The 17,829-nt window shown below is 70.2% G+C and carries 14 protein-coding genes and 1 pseudogene; 5 read left to right on the forward strand and 10 right to left on the reverse strand.

Annotation, left to right across the window (positions count from 1 at the left end):
- Nucleotides 1-10: 10 nt before the first annotated feature.
- Nucleotides 11-1,196, reverse strand: a pseudogene (locus tag OVA21_RS09095) (acyl-CoA dehydrogenase family protein).
- Between the two features lie 155 nt (nucleotides 1,197-1,351).
- Here OVA21_RS09095 and OVA21_RS09100 point away from each other — a divergent pair.
- Both OVA21_RS09100 and OVA21_RS09105 read left to right on the forward strand, forming a co-directional pair.
- Nucleotides 1,352-2,368, forward strand: a complete 1,017-nt coding sequence (locus OVA21_RS09100; RefSeq protein WP_268092282.1) for a MaoC family dehydratase — start codon at nucleotides 1,352-1,354, stop codon at nucleotides 2,366-2,368.
- A 26-nt stretch (nucleotides 2,369-2,394) separates the two neighbouring features.
- Nucleotides 2,395-3,153, forward strand: a complete 759-nt coding sequence (locus OVA21_RS09105) for a FadR/GntR family transcriptional regulator (RefSeq protein WP_268092283.1) — start codon at nucleotides 2,395-2,397, stop codon at nucleotides 3,151-3,153.
- An 18-nt stretch (nucleotides 3,154-3,171) separates the two neighbouring features.
- On the opposite strand, the gene fabG is transcribed toward OVA21_RS09105, so the two are convergent.
- From fabG to OVA21_RS09120, 3 genes are read right to left on the reverse strand one after another with little or no spacing between them, the layout of a single operon-like run.
- Nucleotides 3,172-3,912, reverse strand: coding sequence for a 3-oxoacyl-ACP reductase FabG (gene fabG, locus OVA21_RS09110; protein ID WP_069390322.1), 741 nt, complete (start codon nucleotides 3,910-3,912; stop codon nucleotides 3,172-3,174).
- Entirely contained in the window at nucleotides 3,899-5,104 is a 1,206-nt protein-coding gene (locus OVA21_RS09115) for a CaiB/BaiF CoA transferase family protein (protein ID WP_268092285.1), read from the reverse strand. Before OVA21_RS09115 ends, fabG begins: the two co-directional genes overlap by 14 nt.
- Entirely contained in the window at nucleotides 5,101-6,354 is a 1,254-nt protein-coding gene (locus OVA21_RS09120) for an acyl-CoA dehydrogenase family protein (RefSeq protein WP_268092287.1), read from the reverse strand. Before OVA21_RS09120 ends, OVA21_RS09115 begins: the two co-directional genes overlap by 4 nt.
- Before the next feature lie 121 nt (nucleotides 6,355-6,475).
- Here OVA21_RS09120 and OVA21_RS09125 point away from each other — a divergent pair, with 121 nt between their 5' ends.
- The 3 genes from OVA21_RS09125 to OVA21_RS09135 are packed head-to-tail and all read left to right on the forward strand — an operon-like array spanning nucleotide 6,476 to nucleotide 9,945.
- On the forward strand, nucleotides 6,476-7,642 hold the full coding sequence (locus OVA21_RS09125; protein ID WP_268092288.1) for a CoA transferase: 1,167 nt from the start codon (nucleotides 6,476-6,478) through the stop codon (nucleotides 7,640-7,642).
- Entirely contained in the window at nucleotides 7,639-8,820 is a 1,182-nt protein-coding gene (locus OVA21_RS09130) for an acyl-CoA dehydrogenase family protein (protein ID WP_268092289.1), read from the forward strand. The genes OVA21_RS09125 and OVA21_RS09130 overlap by 4 nt, the downstream gene beginning before the upstream one ends.
- Before the next feature lie 21 nt (nucleotides 8,821-8,841).
- A complete protein-coding gene (locus OVA21_RS09135) occupies nucleotides 8,842-9,945 on the forward strand; it encodes a zinc-binding dehydrogenase (RefSeq protein WP_268092290.1) in 1,104 nt (367 codons plus the stop codon).
- A 205-nt stretch (nucleotides 9,946-10,150) separates the two neighbouring features.
- Here the strand turns inward: OVA21_RS09135 and OVA21_RS09140 are convergent, their stop codons facing one another.
- The 6 genes from OVA21_RS09140 to OVA21_RS09165 form a co-directional block, all read right to left on the reverse strand.
- The gene (locus tag OVA21_RS09140; RefSeq protein WP_268092291.1) at nucleotides 10,151-11,293 is read right to left on the reverse strand and encodes a thiolase family protein; all 1,143 of its coding nucleotides are present in this window, start codon (nucleotides 11,291-11,293) and stop codon (nucleotides 10,151-10,153) included.
- A 73-nt stretch (nucleotides 11,294-11,366) separates the two neighbouring features.
- Complete coding sequence (locus OVA21_RS09145) at nucleotides 11,367-12,572, reverse strand: acyl-CoA dehydrogenase family protein (RefSeq protein WP_268092292.1); 1,206 nt, start codon at nucleotides 12,570-12,572, stop codon at nucleotides 11,367-11,369.
- A gap of 132 nt (nucleotides 12,573-12,704) precedes the next feature.
- Entirely contained in the window at nucleotides 12,705-13,466 is a 762-nt protein-coding gene (locus OVA21_RS09150; protein WP_154828710.1) for an SDR family NAD(P)-dependent oxidoreductase, read from the reverse strand.
- Nucleotides 13,467-13,528: 62 nt separating this feature from the next.
- Nucleotides 13,529-14,602 (reverse strand): phosphotransferase family protein, encoded by a 1,074-nt coding sequence (locus OVA21_RS09155; RefSeq protein ID WP_268092293.1) that lies wholly within the window; start codon nucleotides 14,600-14,602, stop codon nucleotides 13,529-13,531.
- Nucleotides 14,603-14,669: 67 nt separating this feature from the next.
- Nucleotides 14,670-16,037 carry an MFS transporter gene (locus OVA21_RS09160; protein ID WP_268092294.1) on the reverse strand — a complete coding sequence of 456 codons (1,368 nt, stop codon included), beginning with the start codon at nucleotides 16,035-16,037 and terminating at the stop codon, nucleotides 14,670-14,672.
- Between the two features lies 1 nt (nucleotide 16,038).
- Nucleotides 16,039-17,727, reverse strand: a complete 1,689-nt coding sequence (locus OVA21_RS09165) for a class I adenylate-forming enzyme family protein (RefSeq protein ID WP_268092295.1) — start codon at nucleotides 17,725-17,727, stop codon at nucleotides 16,039-16,041.
- Nucleotides 17,728-17,829: the final 102 nt, after the last annotated feature.

The raw sequence follows: 17,829 nt of genomic DNA on the forward strand, positions 1-17,829 counted from the left end.
AGTCCTCTCCTCATTCCAACCCGCCACGTGCCACCAGTTGCGATGCGATGACGTTGCGCTGGATCTCGTTGGTCCCCTCGCCCACGATCATGAGCGGGGCGTCGCGGAAGTACCGCTCGATGTCGTACTCCGTGGAATACCCGTAGCCGCCGTGGATCCGGACGGCGTCGAGCGCGATCTCCATCCCCACCTCCGAGGCGAAGAGCTTGGCCATCCCCGCCTCCATGTCGCAGCGCTCGCCGGCGTCGGCCTTCGCGGCGGCGAACAGGGTGAGCTGGCGGGCGGCGGTGAGCTTGGTGGCCATGTCGGCCAGGTGATGCCCGACGGCCTGGTGCTTCCAGATGGGCTGTCCGAAGGATTCGCGCTGCTGCGCGTACGCGAGGGAGTCCTCGAGCGCCGCGGCCGCGACGCCCAGCGCGCGGCTGGCCACCTGGATCCGGCCGGTCTCCAGGCCCTTCATCATCTGCGCGAAGCCCCTTCCCGGTTCGCCGCCGAGGATCCGGGTCGCCGGGGTGCGGTACCCGTCGAAGGCGAGCTCGCAGGTCTCGACTCCCTTGTACCCGAGTTTGGACAGGTCCTCGGAGACCGTCAGTCCGGGACCGTGCTCGACCAGGACGATAGAGATGCCCTGGTGTCTGGGCGTCGCGGACGGGTCGGTCTTGCACAGCAGCGCGATGAGGCCGGAGCGTCGCGCGTTGGAGATCCACGTCTTGGTGCCCGTGATCACGAGCTCCTCGCCCTGAGTCGTGGCGGTGGTGGTCATCGCCTGGAGATCGGATCCCCCGCCGGGCTCCGTCAGCGCCATGGTGGCCCGGATCTCACCGGTCGCCAACCGGGGAAGGTAGGTGGCCTTCTGCTCCTCGGGTGCCGAACTCGGCGAGCAGTGTGGCGACCACGGTGTGCCCGCCCATGGCGCCGGCGAGTGACATCCACCCGCGGGCGAGTTCCTCGGTGACCCGCACGTAGCACGGCATCGAGACCGGCGTCCCCCCGAATTCCTCGGGCACCGCCAGACCGTAGATGCCGATCGCCTTCATCTGCTCGATCCAGCGTTCGGGGTACTCGTTCGCGTGTTCCATCTCGCGCACGGACGGCTTGACCTCGCGATCGATGAACCGACGCACGGTCGCGACGAGGTAGGCCTCGTCATCGTTCAGGTCCGGCACCGCAGAACACCTCGTCGTCGTCGTCGTCATCTCGATCCGCCGGTCAGGCGGGCTCCGGACCTCATCGTCGCAACGCATCGCCCAATAGTCAATAATGATGCGCATGGTTTTGTGTAGAGTGTGATCGGTCAGCCGTCGGCGCGCGGCCGCGCGACGCACGCCACCCGCGCCGGAAGGAGGCCGCGATGACCGAGAACCCCGCCCCGCAGGGACCCGTCGTGGAGATCGGCGGCCCCTATTTCGACCAGCTCGAGGTGGGACAGGTCGTCGACACGGCCCCCGCGGTCACCCTGACAGACGGGCTGGCGGCCGCGCACCAGGCCGTCCTCGGCGACCGCCTGCGCCTTCCCCTGGACCGCCACCTGTCCCACGCGGTCACCGGCGTCGCGGTGGCGCACCCCGGGCTGGTGACCGACATCGCGATCGGTCAGTCCACCGTGGTGACCCACCGGGTGAAGGCCAACCTGTTCTATCGGGGCCTGCGCCTACTCACGGCTCCCCGGATCGGTGACACCCTCTCGACGCGGACCGAGGTGGTCGGTCTCAGGACCAACTCCCCCAGACCCGGCCGCGCGGCCACCGGATTGGCCGCGCTCCGGATCACCACCACCGACCAGGACGGCCGGACAGTCCTGGACTTCTACCGCTGCGCGATGCTGCCGCTGTCGCCGGGTGTCGATCCCGGGTCCTGCGTCCACGAATACGACCTGTCGGCCATCGGCGGCGACCACCGGCAGCCGTGGGCGTCGCCGCAGGGCTGGGACCTCGACGCCTACCGAGCCGCGCTCCCGCGCGGACTCACGCCGATCCCCGCGGCCGGCACCGTACTGCGCGTCGGCGCCGACGTGGTGTCCGACGCGCCGGCGCTGGCGCGACTGACGATGAACATCGCGCAGACGCATCACGACGGCCGCGCCTCGGGCTCCGGTCGGTTGGTCTACGGCGGCCACACCATCGGGCTCGCGCTCTCGCAGGCCACGCGCGCCCTGCCGTCCATGCTCACGGTGCTCGGGTGGCACTCGTGCGACCACGTCGGCTCAGTTCGCGAGGGCGACACCCTGAGCAGCGACATCGTGGTGGGCGCTGCGGTGGAGGCGGCAGGCGGTGGCACGGCGCTCGACCTCCGGTCGCTCGTCACCGCGCACCGGCAGGACGGCGACGCGCCCGTCCTGGACTGGACCTACACCGTGCTCATGCCCTGAGCCGGGAGACGGGGATAATGGTTGTCATGAGTTCAGGCAGCGGCGGCGGTCGCCCGGGGGTCGGCAGGCCCAAGAAGACGGCCCTGCTCGTCGCCCAGCAGATCGTCGAGGACATCTCCCGCCGCGGGAACACCGTCGGCGACCGGCTGCCCCCCGAGCACCTCATGTTGGAGGAGTACGGGGTCGGGCGCGGCACCCTCCGGGAATCGCTGCGCTACCTGGAGCTCCAGGGCGTCATCATGCTCAAGCCCGGCCCGGGCGGCGGCCCCGTCGTGCAGCAGCCCGACGGCGGCACCCTCGCCGCCACCCTGAGCCTGCTCCTGCAGTTCGGCAGCGCCCCGTTCTCGACGATCATGGAGGCCCGCGCGGCCCTCGAGCCGGGTATCGCGCGGCTGGCCACCACGCGGATCGACGACGCCGGCCTGGAACGACTCGCGGAGAACCTGCGTCAGACCCGGGACCAATTGGGCGACCCGGCGGTCTTCTCGGCGCACTCCGAGCGGTTCCACGAACTCATCGCCTGGAGCTCCGGCAACGCCCTCTTCGGGTACCTCTTCGACGCGCTGACGGGCCTCATCGCCGGCGCCTCGATGGGGATCAGCTACCCGAAGCGCCAGCGCGAACTGACCTGCGACATCCACGGGGACATCTACGCCGCGATCGCCGATCGCGACGCGGACACCGCCTCCCGGTTGATGTCCGTGCACATCGACGAGCACACCACGTACCTCGAGAAGCGGTTCCACTCCGAGCTCGCCCAGCCGATCCGCTGGGACCTCGGCTGAGCGGCCCGGCCCGCGCGCTCAGATGTGCCGCCCGCCCGTGATCTCCAGGACGGTGCCGGTCATGTAGCTGGACATGTCGCTGGCGAGGAACAGCACCACCTGGGCGACCTCGCTCGGCTCGGCTGCGCGCCCCATGGGGATCTCGGCCAACTTCTCCTCCCAGACGTGCTCGGGCATGGCCAGGGTCATGGCGGTGCGGATGAGCCCCGGCTGGACCGCGTTGACGCGCACCCCCGCGAACGCCACCTCCTTGGCCGCCGCCTTGGTGAGCCCCACGATCCCGGCCTTGGCTGCGGAGTAGTTGGTCTGGCCGACGAGACCGACCTTGCCGGAGATCGACGAGATGTTGACGATCGCCCCTCCCCCGTGCCCGCGCATCCGGCCGGCGGCGGCGCGGGTGCCGTTCCACGTGCCCTTGAGGTGGATGGCGATGATGTCGTCGAACTGCTGCTCGGTCATCTTGCGCATGGTCGCGTCACGGGTGATGCCCGCGTTGTTGACGAACACCCCCAGCGGCCCGAACGCCCCCTCGGCCACGTCGATCATCGCCTCGACCGCCGCTCCGTCCCGGACGTCGCAGTGGACGTAGCGCGCGGTGTCCTGCCCGCCCAGGTCGGCGACGGCCGCGGCGCCCGCCTCGTCGTCGATGTCGCCGATCACCACCCGCGCGCCCTGGTCGATGAACGTCCGGGCGATCTCCAACCCGATGCCGCGCGCGGCCCCGGTGACGACTGCGGTCTTGCCCTCAAGTAGTCCCATGATGCGTGTCCTCTTCTCGTGCGTTCGCGCCCAGTTCCGCCAGGATCGCGTCGGTGTGCTGCCCCAGTGCGGGAACGGGCCCCATGGGCAGCTCTACATCGGTAAAGGTCATCGGCGGGAGCAGGCCGCGGACCGGACCCGCCGGCGTCTCGACGTCCCGCCACCGGTCCCGCGCCGCGAGTTGCGGGTGGTCGACCAGCCCGGCGACGTCATTGAGCCGCCCCGCCGGGACGTCGAACTCGTCGAGTCGCTCGGCCAGCTCCACCGAGCCGAACTCCCCGGTCAGGGAGGCGATCAGCGCGTACACTTCGGCCCTCCGGGCGACGCGGGCGATGTTGGTGGAGTACCTCTCGTCGTCGACCAGCTCCGGCCGCCCCAACACGTCGCGCACCAGTGCGGCCCACCCGCGATCGTTCTGGACGCCGATCAGCACCTGCCCATCGCGGGTCGGGAACGCGTCGTACGGGCAGATCGACGCGTGGGACAGTCCCATCCGCTCGACTTGCCTCCCCGCGTACATCCGGGTGTACATGGGGTGGCCCATCCACTCGGCGGTGGCCTCGAACATGGACACCTCGACGGTGGCCCCGCGCCCGGTCCGTTCCCGCCGGAAGAGCGCCGACTGGATCGCCGACAGGGCGTACATCCCGGTCGCGATGTCGGACACCGGGACCCCGGTCTTGGTGGCGGCCTCGGGGGTGCCGGTGATCGAGCACAGCCCGGACTCGGCCTGCACGAGCATGTCGTAGGCCTTGCGACCGGTGTACGGGCCGGTGTCGCCGTAGCCGGAGATGGTGACGACGACGAGGTCCTCCCGTCGCTCACGCAGCGCCGTCGCCCCGAGTCCCAACCGGTCCATCGCCCCGGGCGCCAGGTTGCTGATCACCACGTCCGCCCGGTCTGCCAGGGCCAGCGCGGTCTCCCTGCCGCCCGGCGAGGCGAGGTCGAGTTCGATCGACTCCTTGCCCCGGCCCAGCCACACGAAGTGGGAGGCCAGCCCGTGCACGGCGTCGTCGTAGGCGCGGGCGAAGTCACCCTCCCCCGGGCGTTCGATCTTGATGACGCGCGCGCCGAGGTCGGCCAGGTGCCGGGTCGCCAGCGGGGCGGCCACGGCCTGCTCCACGGCGATCACCGTGATGCCCTCGAGCGGGAGCGGCTCGCCGGTGGGCGTTCCGCGCGTCGGGTCCGTCATCGGGCACCCGCGTCCCGCTGCGCACCCTTCACGAGGCCACCGCCGATGATGAGGCGCTGGATCTCACTCGTGCCCTCGTACAGGCGGAGCAGGCGGACGTCACGGTAGATCCGCTCCACCGCCACGCCCCGCATGTAGCCCGTGCCGCCGTGGATCTGGACCGCCTTGTCCGCGACATCGGCGACCATCTCGGTGCAGTACAGCTTGGCCACCGAGGGGGCGATCCGTCGGTCCTCGCCGGAGACGTACTTGGCGGCGGCCTCGCGGACGAGGGCACGGCCCGCCATGACGCCGGTCTGCTGGTCGGCGAGCATCCCCTGGACCAACTGGAATCCGCCGATGGCCTCGCCACCCTGGGTGGTGGTCGCCGCGAAGGCGAGCGACTCGTCGAGCGCCCGCTGCGCCGATCCCACGGCGACGGCGGCGATATGGATGCGGCCGCGGGCCAAGGAGGTCATCGCCGCGCGGTATCCGGCCTCCTCGTCGCCACCCACCAGGGCGGTGGCGGGCACGCGCACGCCGCGGAAGTCCACCTCGGCGGTCCACGCGCCCTCCTGCCCCATCTTCTTGTCCCTGGGGCCGACACTCACGCCCGGGGCGTCCGCAGGGACGAGGAACACGGCGATCCCCGTCCCGCTGTGGTCGGCGGGACGGGTACGTGCGAACACGATGAACAGATCCGCCAGCGGGGCGTTGGTGATGAAGCGCTTGGTGCCGTCGATGATCCAGTCACCGCCCTCACCGCCCTCACTGCCCGCACCGCCGTCCCGCACGGCCTTCGTGGCCAGTCCGGCGGGGTTCGAGCCGGCGCCGTCCTCGGTCAGGGCGAAGGAGGCGATGACGTCGCCGGAGGCGATCCGCTCGAGCCATTCGGCCTTCTGGGCATCGGTGCCGAAGTTCACGAGGACCTGCCCGGCGATCCCGTTGTTGGTCCCGAACAGCGACCTCATGGCCAGTGTCGTGTAGCCGAACTCCATCGCCAGTTCGACATCCTGGGTCAGGCCGAGGCCCAACCCACCCCACCGTTGCGGGATCGCGTAGCCGAACAGGCCCATGTCAGCCAGGTCTGCACGGATGTCGTCCGGGACCGCGTCGGTGTCGGCGATCTCCCGCTCGCGGGGCACGACCACCGAACGGATGTACTCACGCGTGGTCGCGAGGATGTCCGCGAAGTCCTCCGCGCCGACTTCCGTGTCGCTCTCCGTGTCTGTGTCGACCACGGGGGTCGCGCTGCTCGGCTGCTCGCTCATGGTCTCGCCCCTGTCCGCCGGCGATGGGTGTCGCGGAACACAATCCACGCTGTATGCTTCAAACTATTATCATGATTTGCACTGCGGGGCAACCGGCCCGCCGCACCACCGGGAGCCGTTGATGACAGAGCCCTCCGCGTCCCGACCGCTGGACGGGATACGCGTCGTCGAACTCTCGAGCTTCGTCGCCTCACCCTTGTGCGGACTCACGTTGGCGCAGCTCGGCGCCGAGGTCATCCGGGTCGATCCGGTGGGTGGCGCGGCGGACGTGAACCGGTGGCCCCTGGCGCCCGACGGGACGTCGATCTACTGGACCGGGCTCAACCGGGGCAAGGCCTCGGTCACTCTCGATCTGCGCTCCGACGACGGCCGGCGGGCGTTCCGCGAGCTCGTCACCGCGCCCGGCGAGGGTGGGGGGATCCTCGTGACGAACTCGGGCGGGCGGTCGTGGATGAGTCACGACGTCCTGGCCGCCGACCGCGAGGACGTCATCACCCTCGAACTGCTCGGCCGCCGCGACGGCCGGCCCGGGGTGGACTACACGGTCAACGCCGCCCTCGGTTTCCCCGCCATCACCGGCCCCGGCTCGGGCCGCGTCGTCAACCACGCCCTGCCGGCCTGGGACGTGGCCGCCGGACTGCACGCGGCGCTGGCCGTGGTGGCCGCCGTCCGCGAACGTGAGCGGACCGGCCGCGGGCGGCGGATCGTCCTGCCCCTCGATGACGTCGCCCTGGCCACCGCCGGGACGCTCGGATACCTCACCGAACCACAGCTCGACGGGTCGTCGCGGCCTGCCGTGGGCAATCACGTCTACGGGACCTTCGGCACGGACTTCACCACCTGCGACGGAGGTCGGTTCATGATCGTCGCCCTGACCACCCGGCACTTCCACGACCTGGCTCGCGTCACGGGCACCCTGGAGGCCGTCGACGCGCTCGAGACCGCGGCCGGCGCCGACTTCACGGAAGAGGCCGACCGCTACTCCTATCGCGAGGTCCTCGCCGCGCTGTTCGCCCGCTGGTTCTCCGCTCGCACCACCGACGAGGTCGCGCGGGCCCTGGACGACTCGGTGGTGCTGCACGAGCGCTACCGCACGTTCGCCGAGGTCGTCTCGGAGGGCGAGCTCCGGAACAACCCCCTCTTCTCCCGCCTCGACCAACCCGGCATCGGCCCCTATCTGGCCGCCGCGCACCCCGCGACGTTCGACGGGGACCACCTCGCCACGGGCCCGGCGCCCTCCCTCGGCGCGGACAACGACCGACTCACACCGGGAGGACGATCCGGATGACCCACAAACCCACCGCCCGCGAGGACGTTCCCGTCTACCTCACGGAGGAGCGCCTCGCGATCCGGGACCTCGCACGCGACTTCACCGCCAGAGAGGTCCTCCCGGTCGCGAACCGCCTGGACCCGGAGAAAGGCGACATCCCGGACGAGCTACGGCAGAAGATGGCCGACATGGGATTCTTCGGGATCATGATCGACGAGGAGCACGGCGGCCTGGGACTGGGCGTCTTCGAGTACTGCCTGGTCGCCGAAGAGCTGGCCCGCGGGTGGCTGTCGGTGTCCGGTCTGCTCGCGCGGGGAAACGGCATGGGCGGCGGCTTCACCGCCGAGCAGCAGGCCCGCCTGCTCCCCCGCGTCGCCCGCGGCGAATGGCTGGGCGCGTACGCGCTCTCGGAGGCCGAGGCGGGGTCCGACGTCGCCAACATCTCGTGCCGCGCCGTCCGCGACGGCGACGCCTGGGTGATCAACGGGACCAAGATGTGGTGCACCTACGCAGACCAGGCCGACTACCTCGTCCTGTTCGCCCGCACCGATCCGGACCGCGACCCGGACAAGCCGCACCGGGGCATCTCGACCTTCCTGGTGGAGAAGGAGCGCGGCTCCTTCCCCTCCGGCATCAGCGGCAACCCGGTCCGCAAGATCGGTTACTTCGGCTGGCAGACCTGGGAGTTGTCCTTCGACGACTTCCGGATCCCCGCGTCGTCGCTGCTCGGCGAGGAGGGCAGGGGCTTCTACATGGCCGTCTCCGGTCTCGAGGTGGGCCGAGCGCACACCGCGGCCCGCGCGATCGGACTCGCCCGCGCCGCACTGGAGGACTCGATCGCGTACGTCGCCACCCGGGAGCAGTTCGGTCAGCCGATCGGCCAGTTCCAGTACCTGCGCTTCAAGATCGCCAAGATGGCCGCGGACATCGAGGCCGCGCGTCAGCTCATGTACTCGGTGGCCACCGCGATCGACTCGGGACGGCGGTGTTCGCTCGAGGCCGCCATGTGCAAGCTCGTGGCGACCGAGATGGCCGAGTGGGTCACGTCGCAGGGCGTTCAGATCCACGGGGGTGCCGGTTACACCACCGACTTCCAGGTGGAACGGCACTGGCGCGACGCCCGCCTCACCAGGATCTTCGAGGGCACCAGCGAGATCCAGATGCGGATCATCTCGGACGAGCTCCTCGGCCGCTGAACGCTGCGTACAGTCGGCCCCATGAGAGCTGCGGTGTGCGTTGAGACCGGGTCCCCGCTGGTGATCGAGGACATCCCGATCCCGGAACCGCGCGCCGGCGAGGTCCTGGTCCACAACCACGCCTGCGGGGTCTGCCACACGGACCTGCACGTGATGAAGGGCGAGGTCGGGTTCCCGCTGCCGGGAGTCCTGGGCCACGAGATCTCCGGCGTCGTCGCCGAGGTCGGCGCCGGGGTCACCCACGTCCGGCCCGGCGACCGGGTGGTCGGCTCGTTCATCATGCCGTGCGGATCGTGCGAGAACTGCGCCCGCGGCATGGAGGACATCTGCTCCACGTTCTTCGAGTACAACCGCCTGCGCGGCACCCTGTACGACGGCGAGACGCGCCTGCACCGGGCCTCCGGCGAACCGTTGTCCATGTACTCGATGGGCGGGCTGGCCGAGTACAGCGTCACGCCCGCCACCGCGGTGTTCGCCCTCCCCGAGCAGCTCGACCTCACCGATTCCGCCATCCTCGGGTGTTCGATGTTCACCGCCTACGGCGCGGTCCGCAACGTGGGCGACGTCCGGACCGGGGAATCCGTTGCGGTGGTGGCGGTCGGTGGGGTCGGTCAGAACATCGTCCAGCTGTCGGCGGTCAGTGGCGCGGAGTCGGTGATCGCGATCGACGTGGACGACGACAAGCTCGCCCTCGCGCGCCGCATGGGCGCCACCCACACCATCAATTCGCGGGAGGTCGAAGCCGCCGAGGCCGTCATGGAGATCACCGGCGGACGCGGGGTGGACGTCGCGTTCGAGGCGCTGGGGTCGGCGGCCACCACCCGGCAGGCGACCGACATCGCCCGCGAAGGCGGACGGGTCGTGGTCGTGGGCATTCCCCCCGCGGGCACCACGCTCGACGTGGACCTGGCCCGCATCGTGCGTCGCAAGATCCAGATCAAGGGCTCGTACGGCGCCCGCGCCCGTCAGGACGTCCCGGCGCTCGTGCGCCTGTTGGCGGCGGGGAAGCTCGACCTGGGCGGCATGATCTCCCGGCGGGTCCCGCTGGCCGAGGCTCCGGAGACCTACCAGGCGCTCGACCGCGGTGAGGTGCTCGGCCGGGCGGTCGTCCTCACCGGCGACTGAGACACGCGCCCCGAGTGCCCCCGGCCGCCGCCGGACCGGGCCTGTACGCCCACAACACGGCCGCACGCGCGCAAGTACGCCCACAGCGCAGCCGCCCCCGACGATGGCGTCTGGCGTGCGCAGATGCGCAGGCCGGAGTTCATCGCGGGGGGCGGCTGTGAGTCACCGGGCAGCCGCTCGCGCGGCTGCCCGGCGGGGGCTCGGATCAGAGCAGTTCGATGATGGTGGCGTTGGCCTGGCCGCCGCCCTCACACATCGTCTGCAGGCCGTACTTGATGCCCTCGTTCTTCATGTGATGGACGAGGTCGGCGAAGATCCGGGCGCCGGAGCCACCGAGCGGGTGCCCGAGGGCGATGGCGCCGCCGTTCGGGTTGAGCTTCGCCGGGTCCGCCCCGGTCTCGGCCAGCCACGCCATCGGCACGGACGCGAACGCCTCGTTGACCTCGTACACGCCGATGTCGTCGATGGACAGTCCGGACTTGGCCAGCGCCTTGGCGGTGGCGGGGATCGGAGCGGTGAGCATGATGACCGGATCGTCACCGGCGAGCGTGGCGGTGTGCACCCGCGCGATCGGGGTGCACCCGTACTTGGCGGCCGCCTCCTCGCTCATCACGAGGATCGCCGCGGCGCCGTCCGAGATCTGCGAGGCGTTGCCGGCGTGGATGACGCCGTCTTCCTTGAACGGCGTCTTCAGCCCGGCCAGTCCCTCGACGGTGCTGCCGCGGCGGATGCCCTGGTCGGTGTCGAAGACGCCGTCCGGGGTGGTCACCGGCACGATGTGCCCGGCGAAGAAGCCGGCGTCCTGCGCGGCGGCGGCCTTCTCGTGCGACGCCACGGCGAACTCGTCGAGCTGCGTGCGGTCAAAGCCCCACCGCTCGGCGATCATCTCGGCACCCACGCCCTGGTTGGGGGCCGTGCCGTCGTAGCGGTCGAGGAACGCCTGACCGTAGGGGAACGACTCGGAGGAGACGTGCGAGCCCATCGGCACCCGCGTCATCGACTCGACGCCGCCGGCCACCACCACGTCGTGGAAGCCTGCCTCCACCACGGCCACCGCGAAACTCAGCGCCTGCTGCGACGAGCCACACTGCCGGTCGATCGTCACGCCGTTGACCGTCTCCGGCCATCCCGCCGACAGGGCGGCGGTCCGGGCAATGTCCCCGGCCTGCTCGCCGGCCTGGGTGACGCAGCCCCAGATGACGTCCTCGACGATCGCTCCGTCGATCCCGGCGCGCTCGGCCAGCGCCTTGAGAACGGTCCCCGACAGATCGGCGGGATGCACCCCGGCCAGTCCACCCTTGCGCTTGCCCACCGCGCTGCGCACGGCCTCCACGATCACTGCACCCATGTGCGTGTTCCTCTCTCGAACGGTGAGTATCCGGTCCGGGAAGACCGGGTGTTGTCAGTGTTGCGCATCACGCTCAGCCGACGTACGGCGGAGTGCGCTTGAGCTCTCCCCGCGCGATGGTGCGGCGGTGGACGGCGTCCGGGCCGTCGACGATCCGCAGCGCTCGCGCCCAGGCGTAGAAGTACGCCAGCGGGGTGTCGCCGGAGACGCCGGCGCCGCCGAAGATCTCGATGGCCCGGTCGATCACGGCACAGGCGACCTGCGGGGCGATCACCTTGATGGCGGAGATCTCGAACCGCGCCTCCTTGGCGCCGACGGTGTCGATCATCCACGCGCAGTGCTGCACCTGCAGCCGTGCCTGGTCGATCTCGATGCGCGAGTTGGCGATGTGCTCCTGCACCACGCCCTGGCTCGCCAGCGACCCGCCGAACGCGTGCCGGGACTTGGCGCGGTCGACCATCAGGGCCAGCGCCCGCTCGGCCATGCCGATGGCGCGCATCGCGTGGTGGATCCGGCCCGGCCCGAGGCGGGCCTGGGCGATCGCGAACCCGGCGCCCTCCTCGCCGAGAAGGTTCGACACGGGCACCCGCACGTCGGAGAACACGATCTCACAGTGACCGTGCTGGTCCTGGTAGCCGAACAGCGGCAGGTTGCGCTCGATGGTCAGGCCCGGGGTGTCACGGGGCACGAGGACCATCGACTGCTGCCGGTGGGTCTCGGCGGACTCGTCGGTCTTACCCATGACGATGAGGATCTCGCAGCGGGTGTCGGCGATCCCGGTGATCCACCACTTGCGGCCGTTGATCACGTACTCGTCGCCCTCGCGCCGGATGACGGTCTGGATGTTCGTGGCATCCGAGGAGGCGACGTCGGGCTCGGTCATGGCGTACGCCGAGCGGATCCTGCCCTCCTTGAGCGGCTCGAGGTACTTGTCCTTCTGCTCGTCGGTGCCGAACAGGTGGAAGGTCTCCATGTTCCCGGTGTCCGGGGCCTGCGAGTTGATCGCCTCCGGGGCGATGACGGGCGACCACCCGGTGATCTCCGAGACGGCGGCGAACTCGAGGTTGGAGATCCCGGACCACTCGGGCAGGAAGAGGTTCCACAGCCCACGGCGCCGGGCCTCGGCCTTGAGGTCCTCCATGACCGGCGGGTAGGCGTTATCCCCGTGCTCACGCAGGTACTCGGCCCAGACGGGCTCGGCGGGAAAGACGTGCTCCCGCATGAACTCCCACATGTTCTCCTGCAGCTCGATGCTGCGCTGACTGTGAGCGAATTCCATGTCTTTACTCCTGTAGAAGCGTGCCGCGGCGGCCCGCCGCGGGCGGGATGAGTGAAGTGGTGCCTGCGTCAGTGCTGAGTTGGTTCAGTGCTGAGTCGGTTCAGTGCTGAGTTGGTTCAGTGCTGAGTCGGTTCAATGCATAGTCATCCCACCGTCGACCACGAGCGTGGTCCCGGTGATGAACGACGATGCGTCGGAGGCGAGGAAGAGCAGCGCGGAGTCGAGCTCGGGCTGGAGCCCCAGGCGACCGAAGATGGTGCTGCCGGTGATGTCGGCGAGCATCTTCTCCGGGATCTCGTCGGTCATCTCGGAGGCGAAGTACCCGGGGGCCAGCGCGTTGACGCGGATACCGCGGCGGCTGCCCCACTGCGCGGCGAGGTCGCGGGTCAGCCCGAGCACGGCCGCTTTGGTCGCCGAGTAGGCGGCCTGCGGTGCGAAGCCGGCGGTCAGGCCCAGGACGCTCGCGACGTTGACGATGCTCGATCCGGGCCCCATGACGGCCGCGCACTCCTTGGCCGCCCAGTAGGCGCCGTTCAGGTTGACGTCCACCACGCCGCGGAACTGCTCGGGGGTCTCCTTGAGCGCGGGCACGGCGGTCCCGATGCCGGCGTTGTTGACCAGCACGTCGATGCGCCCGTGGGTCTCCATCGTGTCGCGGACCATCGCCGCGCACGCCGCGGGGTCCGCGACGTCGCACGCCACGGTCGAAGCGGTGCCGCCGGCGGCACGCAGTTCCTCGGCGAGGGCGTCGAGCCGCTCGCGGCGTCGGGCGGCCAGCACGACCGTGGCGCCGGCCGAGGACAGGGCCCGCGCGAAGCCGGCCCCGAGCCCCGACGACGAGCCCGTGATCACCACGACGCGGCCGTCCAGCCGGAAGCGGTCGAGCACGGGCAGCGCGGCCTGCGGACCCGTCCGGGGATCGACCGGGGTGGGCGCTGCGGATGAGGAGTCGGCCATCAGTTGGTCACCTTCCTGGAGTCGAGGATCGAGTGGCCGTGGTCGACCAGCTCGCGGATCTGCGGGCCGATGTCGCCGAAGTTCTGACCGGCCATGTCACCGGCCTCGGAGCGCGTCGCCACGCCCTGGGCGATCGCCGCGAACTTGAACGTGGCGAACGCCAGGTACCACGGCATGTGGGACGGATCGGTGCCGGTGGCCGCGCAGTACCGGTCGAGCAGCCGCTGCGGTCCGGGCCAGCCCGGTTCGGTGGTGATGCTGGGGATGAGCGGCACCGTCGGCCCATCCGGGTCACCCCAGTACAGAACCGTCTGCGCGAGGTCGGCGACCGGATCGCCGAGGGTGGACAGCTCCCAGTCGAGGATCGCCTTGATGCGGCCCGGGTCGTCGGGGTCGACGACGTAGTTGTCGAGCCGGTAGTCACCGTGGATGATCCGCGACGACGGCGAGGTGGGCATGCTCTCGCCGAGACGCGCGGCCAGCTCGGGCAGACGGTCCGCCCGGACGGAGGCACTGGATTTCTCCGACTGGCCCAGCCAGCGTCGCAGCTGCCGCTCCAGATAGCCGTCCGGGCGACCGAGATCCCCCAGGCCCACCGCGTTCTGGTCCACGGCGTGGAGCGCGACCATCGCGTCGATCTGGGCGTCCGCCATGGCCGCCTTGTCGTCGTCGGACTCGGCGAAGCCCGCCGGCAACGCGTCACGGATGACGTGGCCGACCACCTTCTCCATCACGTAGTACGGCACGCCCAGGTCCTCACCGGTGGTCTCATTGAGCACCACCTTCGCGACCGGCACGTCCGTGTCCGCCAACCCGAGCTGGATCCGCGCCTCGCGGCCCATGTCGTGCGCGCTGGGCAGCAGCTCGCCCGTCGGCGGTCGCCGCAGGATCAGCTCCCCCGCGTCGGAGCGGAGCGTGAACGTGAGGTTGGACTTGCCACCGGCGATGAGGTCGGCGTCGAAGTCCGCCCAGGCCTGGTCACCGGTGGCCTCGGCGATCTTCGGCCCCACGACGTCGGGGCGGAGCAACTGGTCGACGGACAGTCCCGTGGACTCGGACGATGAAGTGGTCATGGCGTGGATCCTCGCGGTTGATGGGCGACCGGGCGGGCGGTTCGGGTGGATCAGTTGTGGCCGACGCTCAGTTGTGGCCGACACGGTGCAGGTCGTGACCCCGGGTCTCCTTCATGAAGGCGGTCGCGACCATCGTCGCCACGCAGAGGGCGATGATGTAGGCGCTGATCATCCAGTACAGGTCCCACTCGATGAACTGCGCGTTGAGGTACGGCGCACTGCCGCCGAAGACCGCCACCGACAGGGAGTACGCGAACCCGATGCCCGCGGTACGCATCTTGGTGGGGAACGCCTCGGACATGAACGAGGACAGGATCGAGCCGGCGGCGGCGACCAGGGTCATGGCGACGAGCGAGGCGAGGAACAGCGTCCACGGGCGGTCGTCGATCATCCCCATGAGCATCGGCGTGGTGATGATCGTGCCGATGGCGAAGATGAAGATGACCGGGCGCCGGCCGATGTGGTCCGAGAGCAGACCCCACAGCGGGAGGGTGCACAGGGCGATGAGCTGGCTGCCGAAGATCGCCCAGAACGCGGCCTCCGAGTCCATGTCACGCTGCGTGATGGCGAACGTCGAGGCGTAGGAGCTCCAGGTGTAGTGCGCGACGGTGATGCCGGAGACCATGGCCACGACCAGCGCGATGGCACCGGCGAGCTTGCGGCGCGAGAACGTGGCGACCGGGGAGGTCGGGTCGGCGGCGGCGGCCTCGGCGGCCTTGTCGAAGACGTCGGACTCCTCCATGCCGGACCGCAGGTACAGCACGAACAGCGCGAACACGGCGCCGAGCAGGAACGGCACGCGCCAGCCCCACTCGCCGACGGCGGACTCGGAGAGCACGGCGGTGATGCCGCCGCCGATGCCGTAGGCGATCACGGTGCCGCCCATGATGGCGACGAACACGAGGCTGCCCCACATGCCGCGACGGTGCGGCGGTGCGATCTCGGCGACGTAGCTGTAGGCGGTGGCCGACTCGCCACCGTGGGCGAAGCCCTGGATCATGCGGCACAGGAGCAGCAACGCCGAGGCGAAGATCCCGAGCGTCTCGTAGCTCGGGAGCAGGCCGATGAGCAGGCTGGCGCCGGCCATCATGAGCATGGTGGTGATGAGGACGAACTTGCGTCCGCGCACGTCCGCGATCCGGCCGAAGACGATCCCGCCCAGCGGGCGCATGAGGAACCCGACCGCGAAGACGGCGAACGTGGCCAGCAGCGCCGAGACCGGGTTCTCGTTGTTGAACATCACCGCGGCGATGTACGGGGCGAAGACCGCATAGGCGGTCCACTCGTACCACTCGAACAGCTGCCCGATGGTACTGGCGGCCAACGAGCGGACGCTGCCACGGTTCGCCTTGTCGGACTGGTGTGGGGCTGCGGTGGCGGCGGTGGTGGCGCCGGCCCGCCCGCGGTCGTCGGGGTCGATGGTGGCCTCGGCCATGTCAGTTCCCTTCGGTGGGAGTGGAGGAGTGGGAGGGGGTGTGTTCGTCGCGGAGTTCGCGACGGCGGATCTTTCCGGTCTGGGTTTTGGGGAGCTCGCCGACGACGTGGACCTCGCCCGGCCGCTTGTAGGCGGCGAGCCGATCCGAGGCGAACGCGATCAGCTCGTCCTCGGTCGCAGTCTGCCCGGCCTTGAGCGAGACGAACGCGACGACCTTCTCGCCGCGGTACTCGTCCGGCAGTCCCACGACGGCGGCCTCGAACACCGCGTCGTGCTCGTACAGGGCGTCCTCGACCTCCCGCGGCCAGACTTTGTAACCGGAGGCGTTGATCTGGTCCTTGAGGCGGTCCACGAGGTACACCCAGCCGTCGGCGTCCATGACAGCGACATCGCCGGTGTGCAGCCGGCCGCCGGGCATGGTCGAGGCCGTAGCGGCCTCGTTGCGCCAGTAGCCGGACACGATCTGCGGTCCCGACAGGACGAGCTCGCCCTGTTCGCCCGGGGCGACCGGCTGGTCGTCGACGCCGACGACCTCGGCGCCGATCCCCGGCAGCGGCACGCCGATGGACAGGGTGCCGCTGGTCTCGTCGACCGGCGCCCGCGACCCGGGCGGCACCGCGATGACCCCGGAGGTCGTCTCGGTCATGCCGTATCCGTTGTGGATGTAGTGGCCGAACCGCTCCGCGAAGCGCTCGACCGTCGACGGCGGGATGGGCGCGCCCCCGCTGTAGAGGGTCTTGACCGACGCGAAGTGCTCCGGTCCCGCCTCGTCGAGGCGCATGAGCGCGTTGTACGCGGTGATGGAACCGATGGTGAAGGTGACCCCGTGTTCGCGGAACGCGTCCAGCATGACACCGGGCCGGAAACGTCCGGCGAAGACGAGGGTGGAGTCGGTGACCAGCGCGACGGTGGCGTTGATGACGGCGCCGGTGATGTGGAACAGCGGGGCGATCGCCAGCACCACGTCGCCCGGCACGAGACCGACGAAGTCGGCGAAGCTCCGCGCGACCGCGATGACGTTGCCATGCGAGTTCATCGCCCCCTTGGGCGGCCCGGTGGTTCCCGAGGTGTAGGTGAGAAGCGCGAGGTCGTCGGGGGTGACCTCCGCCGGCTCCGGGGTGCGTCCCTCGAACTCGCGGATCAGGGAGATCAGGTCGCCGTCCGGCGAGGGCTCGACCTGCTGGTCGTCGCCGAACGCGCGGGGGTCGTTCCGGGTCTGCAGGTCGCACTCGCTCGTACTGACGACCCATGCGACGTCCGTACCGCTCACGGCGTCGCGGATCGCCGTGGCGTCCCGGTCGGTGGCGATGATCCCCACCGCACCGGAGTCCTCCACGGGCAGCCTGAGTTCCCGGCCGAAGTACATCGGGTTGAGCACCACGGCGGCGGCGCCGATCTTCCACAGCGCCAGCATCGCCAGCGCGTACTGCGGGATGTTCTGCAGGTGGATGCCGACGCGGTCACCGGGCGCCACCCCGCGGACCTGCAGTGCGGTGGCGAGCGCATCCGCCATCGCGTCGACCTCGCGGGCCGACAGCGTGGTGTCGAAGTACGCGACGGCGGCCCTGTCCGGCGAGGAGTCGACACGCTCACGCCAGGCGTCCACGAGCGTCGACCGCCGCGTCACGAGACTCTCGTCGAGCCCCGGTCGGTACAGCGTGCGCCACGGCCGCGGGTCTTCCTGGCTCATCCTCGCTCCTCTCGTTCACGATTGTTGTGCGATTCACCGACCGATCGATCGCTCGGTGTGTCATAGTGTTACCCACACCACAACCGGTGTCAAGCGAAGGGT

The organism is Dietzia sp. SL131, from assembly GCF_026672565.1.
Classification (GTDB): domain Bacteria; phylum Actinomycetota; class Actinomycetes; order Mycobacteriales; family Mycobacteriaceae; genus Dietzia; species Dietzia kunjamensis.

What these genes read in the sequence shown, in the direction of transcription:
- OVA21_RS09100 (WP_268092282.1), top strand. Translation starts at nt 1,352, where the DNA reads ATGACCGAGAACCCCGCCCCGCAGGGACCCGTCGTGGAGATCGGCGGC.
- OVA21_RS09105 (WP_268092283.1), top strand. Translation starts at nt 2,395, where the DNA reads ATGAGTTCAGGCAGCGGCGGCGGTCGCCCGGGGGTCGGCAGGCCCAAG.
- fabG (WP_069390322.1), bottom strand. Translation starts at nt 3,912, where the DNA reads ATGGGACTACTTGAGGGCAAGACCGCAGTCGTCACCGGGGCCGCGCGC.
- OVA21_RS09115 (WP_268092285.1), bottom strand. Translation starts at nt 5,104, where the DNA reads ATGACGGACCCGACGCGCGGAACGCCCACCGGCGAGCCGCTCCCGCTC.
- OVA21_RS09120 (WP_268092287.1), bottom strand. Translation starts at nt 6,354, where the DNA reads ATGAGCGAGCAGCCGAGCAGCGCGACCCCCGTGGTCGACACAGACACG.
- OVA21_RS09125 (WP_268092288.1), top strand. Translation starts at nt 6,476, where the DNA reads ATGACAGAGCCCTCCGCGTCCCGACCGCTGGACGGGATACGCGTCGTC.
- OVA21_RS09130 (WP_268092289.1), top strand. Translation starts at nt 7,639, where the DNA reads ATGACCCACAAACCCACCGCCCGCGAGGACGTTCCCGTCTACCTCACG.
- OVA21_RS09135 (WP_268092290.1), top strand. Translation starts at nt 8,842, where the DNA reads ATGAGAGCTGCGGTGTGCGTTGAGACCGGGTCCCCGCTGGTGATCGAG.
- OVA21_RS09140 (WP_268092291.1), bottom strand. Translation starts at nt 11,293, where the DNA reads ATGGGTGCAGTGATCGTGGAGGCCGTGCGCAGCGCGGTGGGCAAGCGC.
- OVA21_RS09145 (WP_268092292.1), bottom strand. Translation starts at nt 12,572, where the DNA reads ATGGAATTCGCTCACAGTCAGCGCAGCATCGAGCTGCAGGAGAACATG.
- OVA21_RS09155 (WP_268092293.1), bottom strand. Translation starts at nt 14,602, where the DNA reads ATGACCACTTCATCGTCCGAGTCCACGGGACTGTCCGTCGACCAGTTG.
- OVA21_RS09160 (WP_268092294.1), bottom strand. Translation starts at nt 16,037, where the DNA reads ATGGCCGAGGCCACCATCGACCCCGACGACCGCGGGCGGGCCGGCGCC.
- OVA21_RS09165 (WP_268092295.1), bottom strand. Translation starts at nt 17,727, where the DNA reads ATGAGCCAGGAAGACCCGCGGCCGTGGCGCACGCTGTACCGACCGGGG.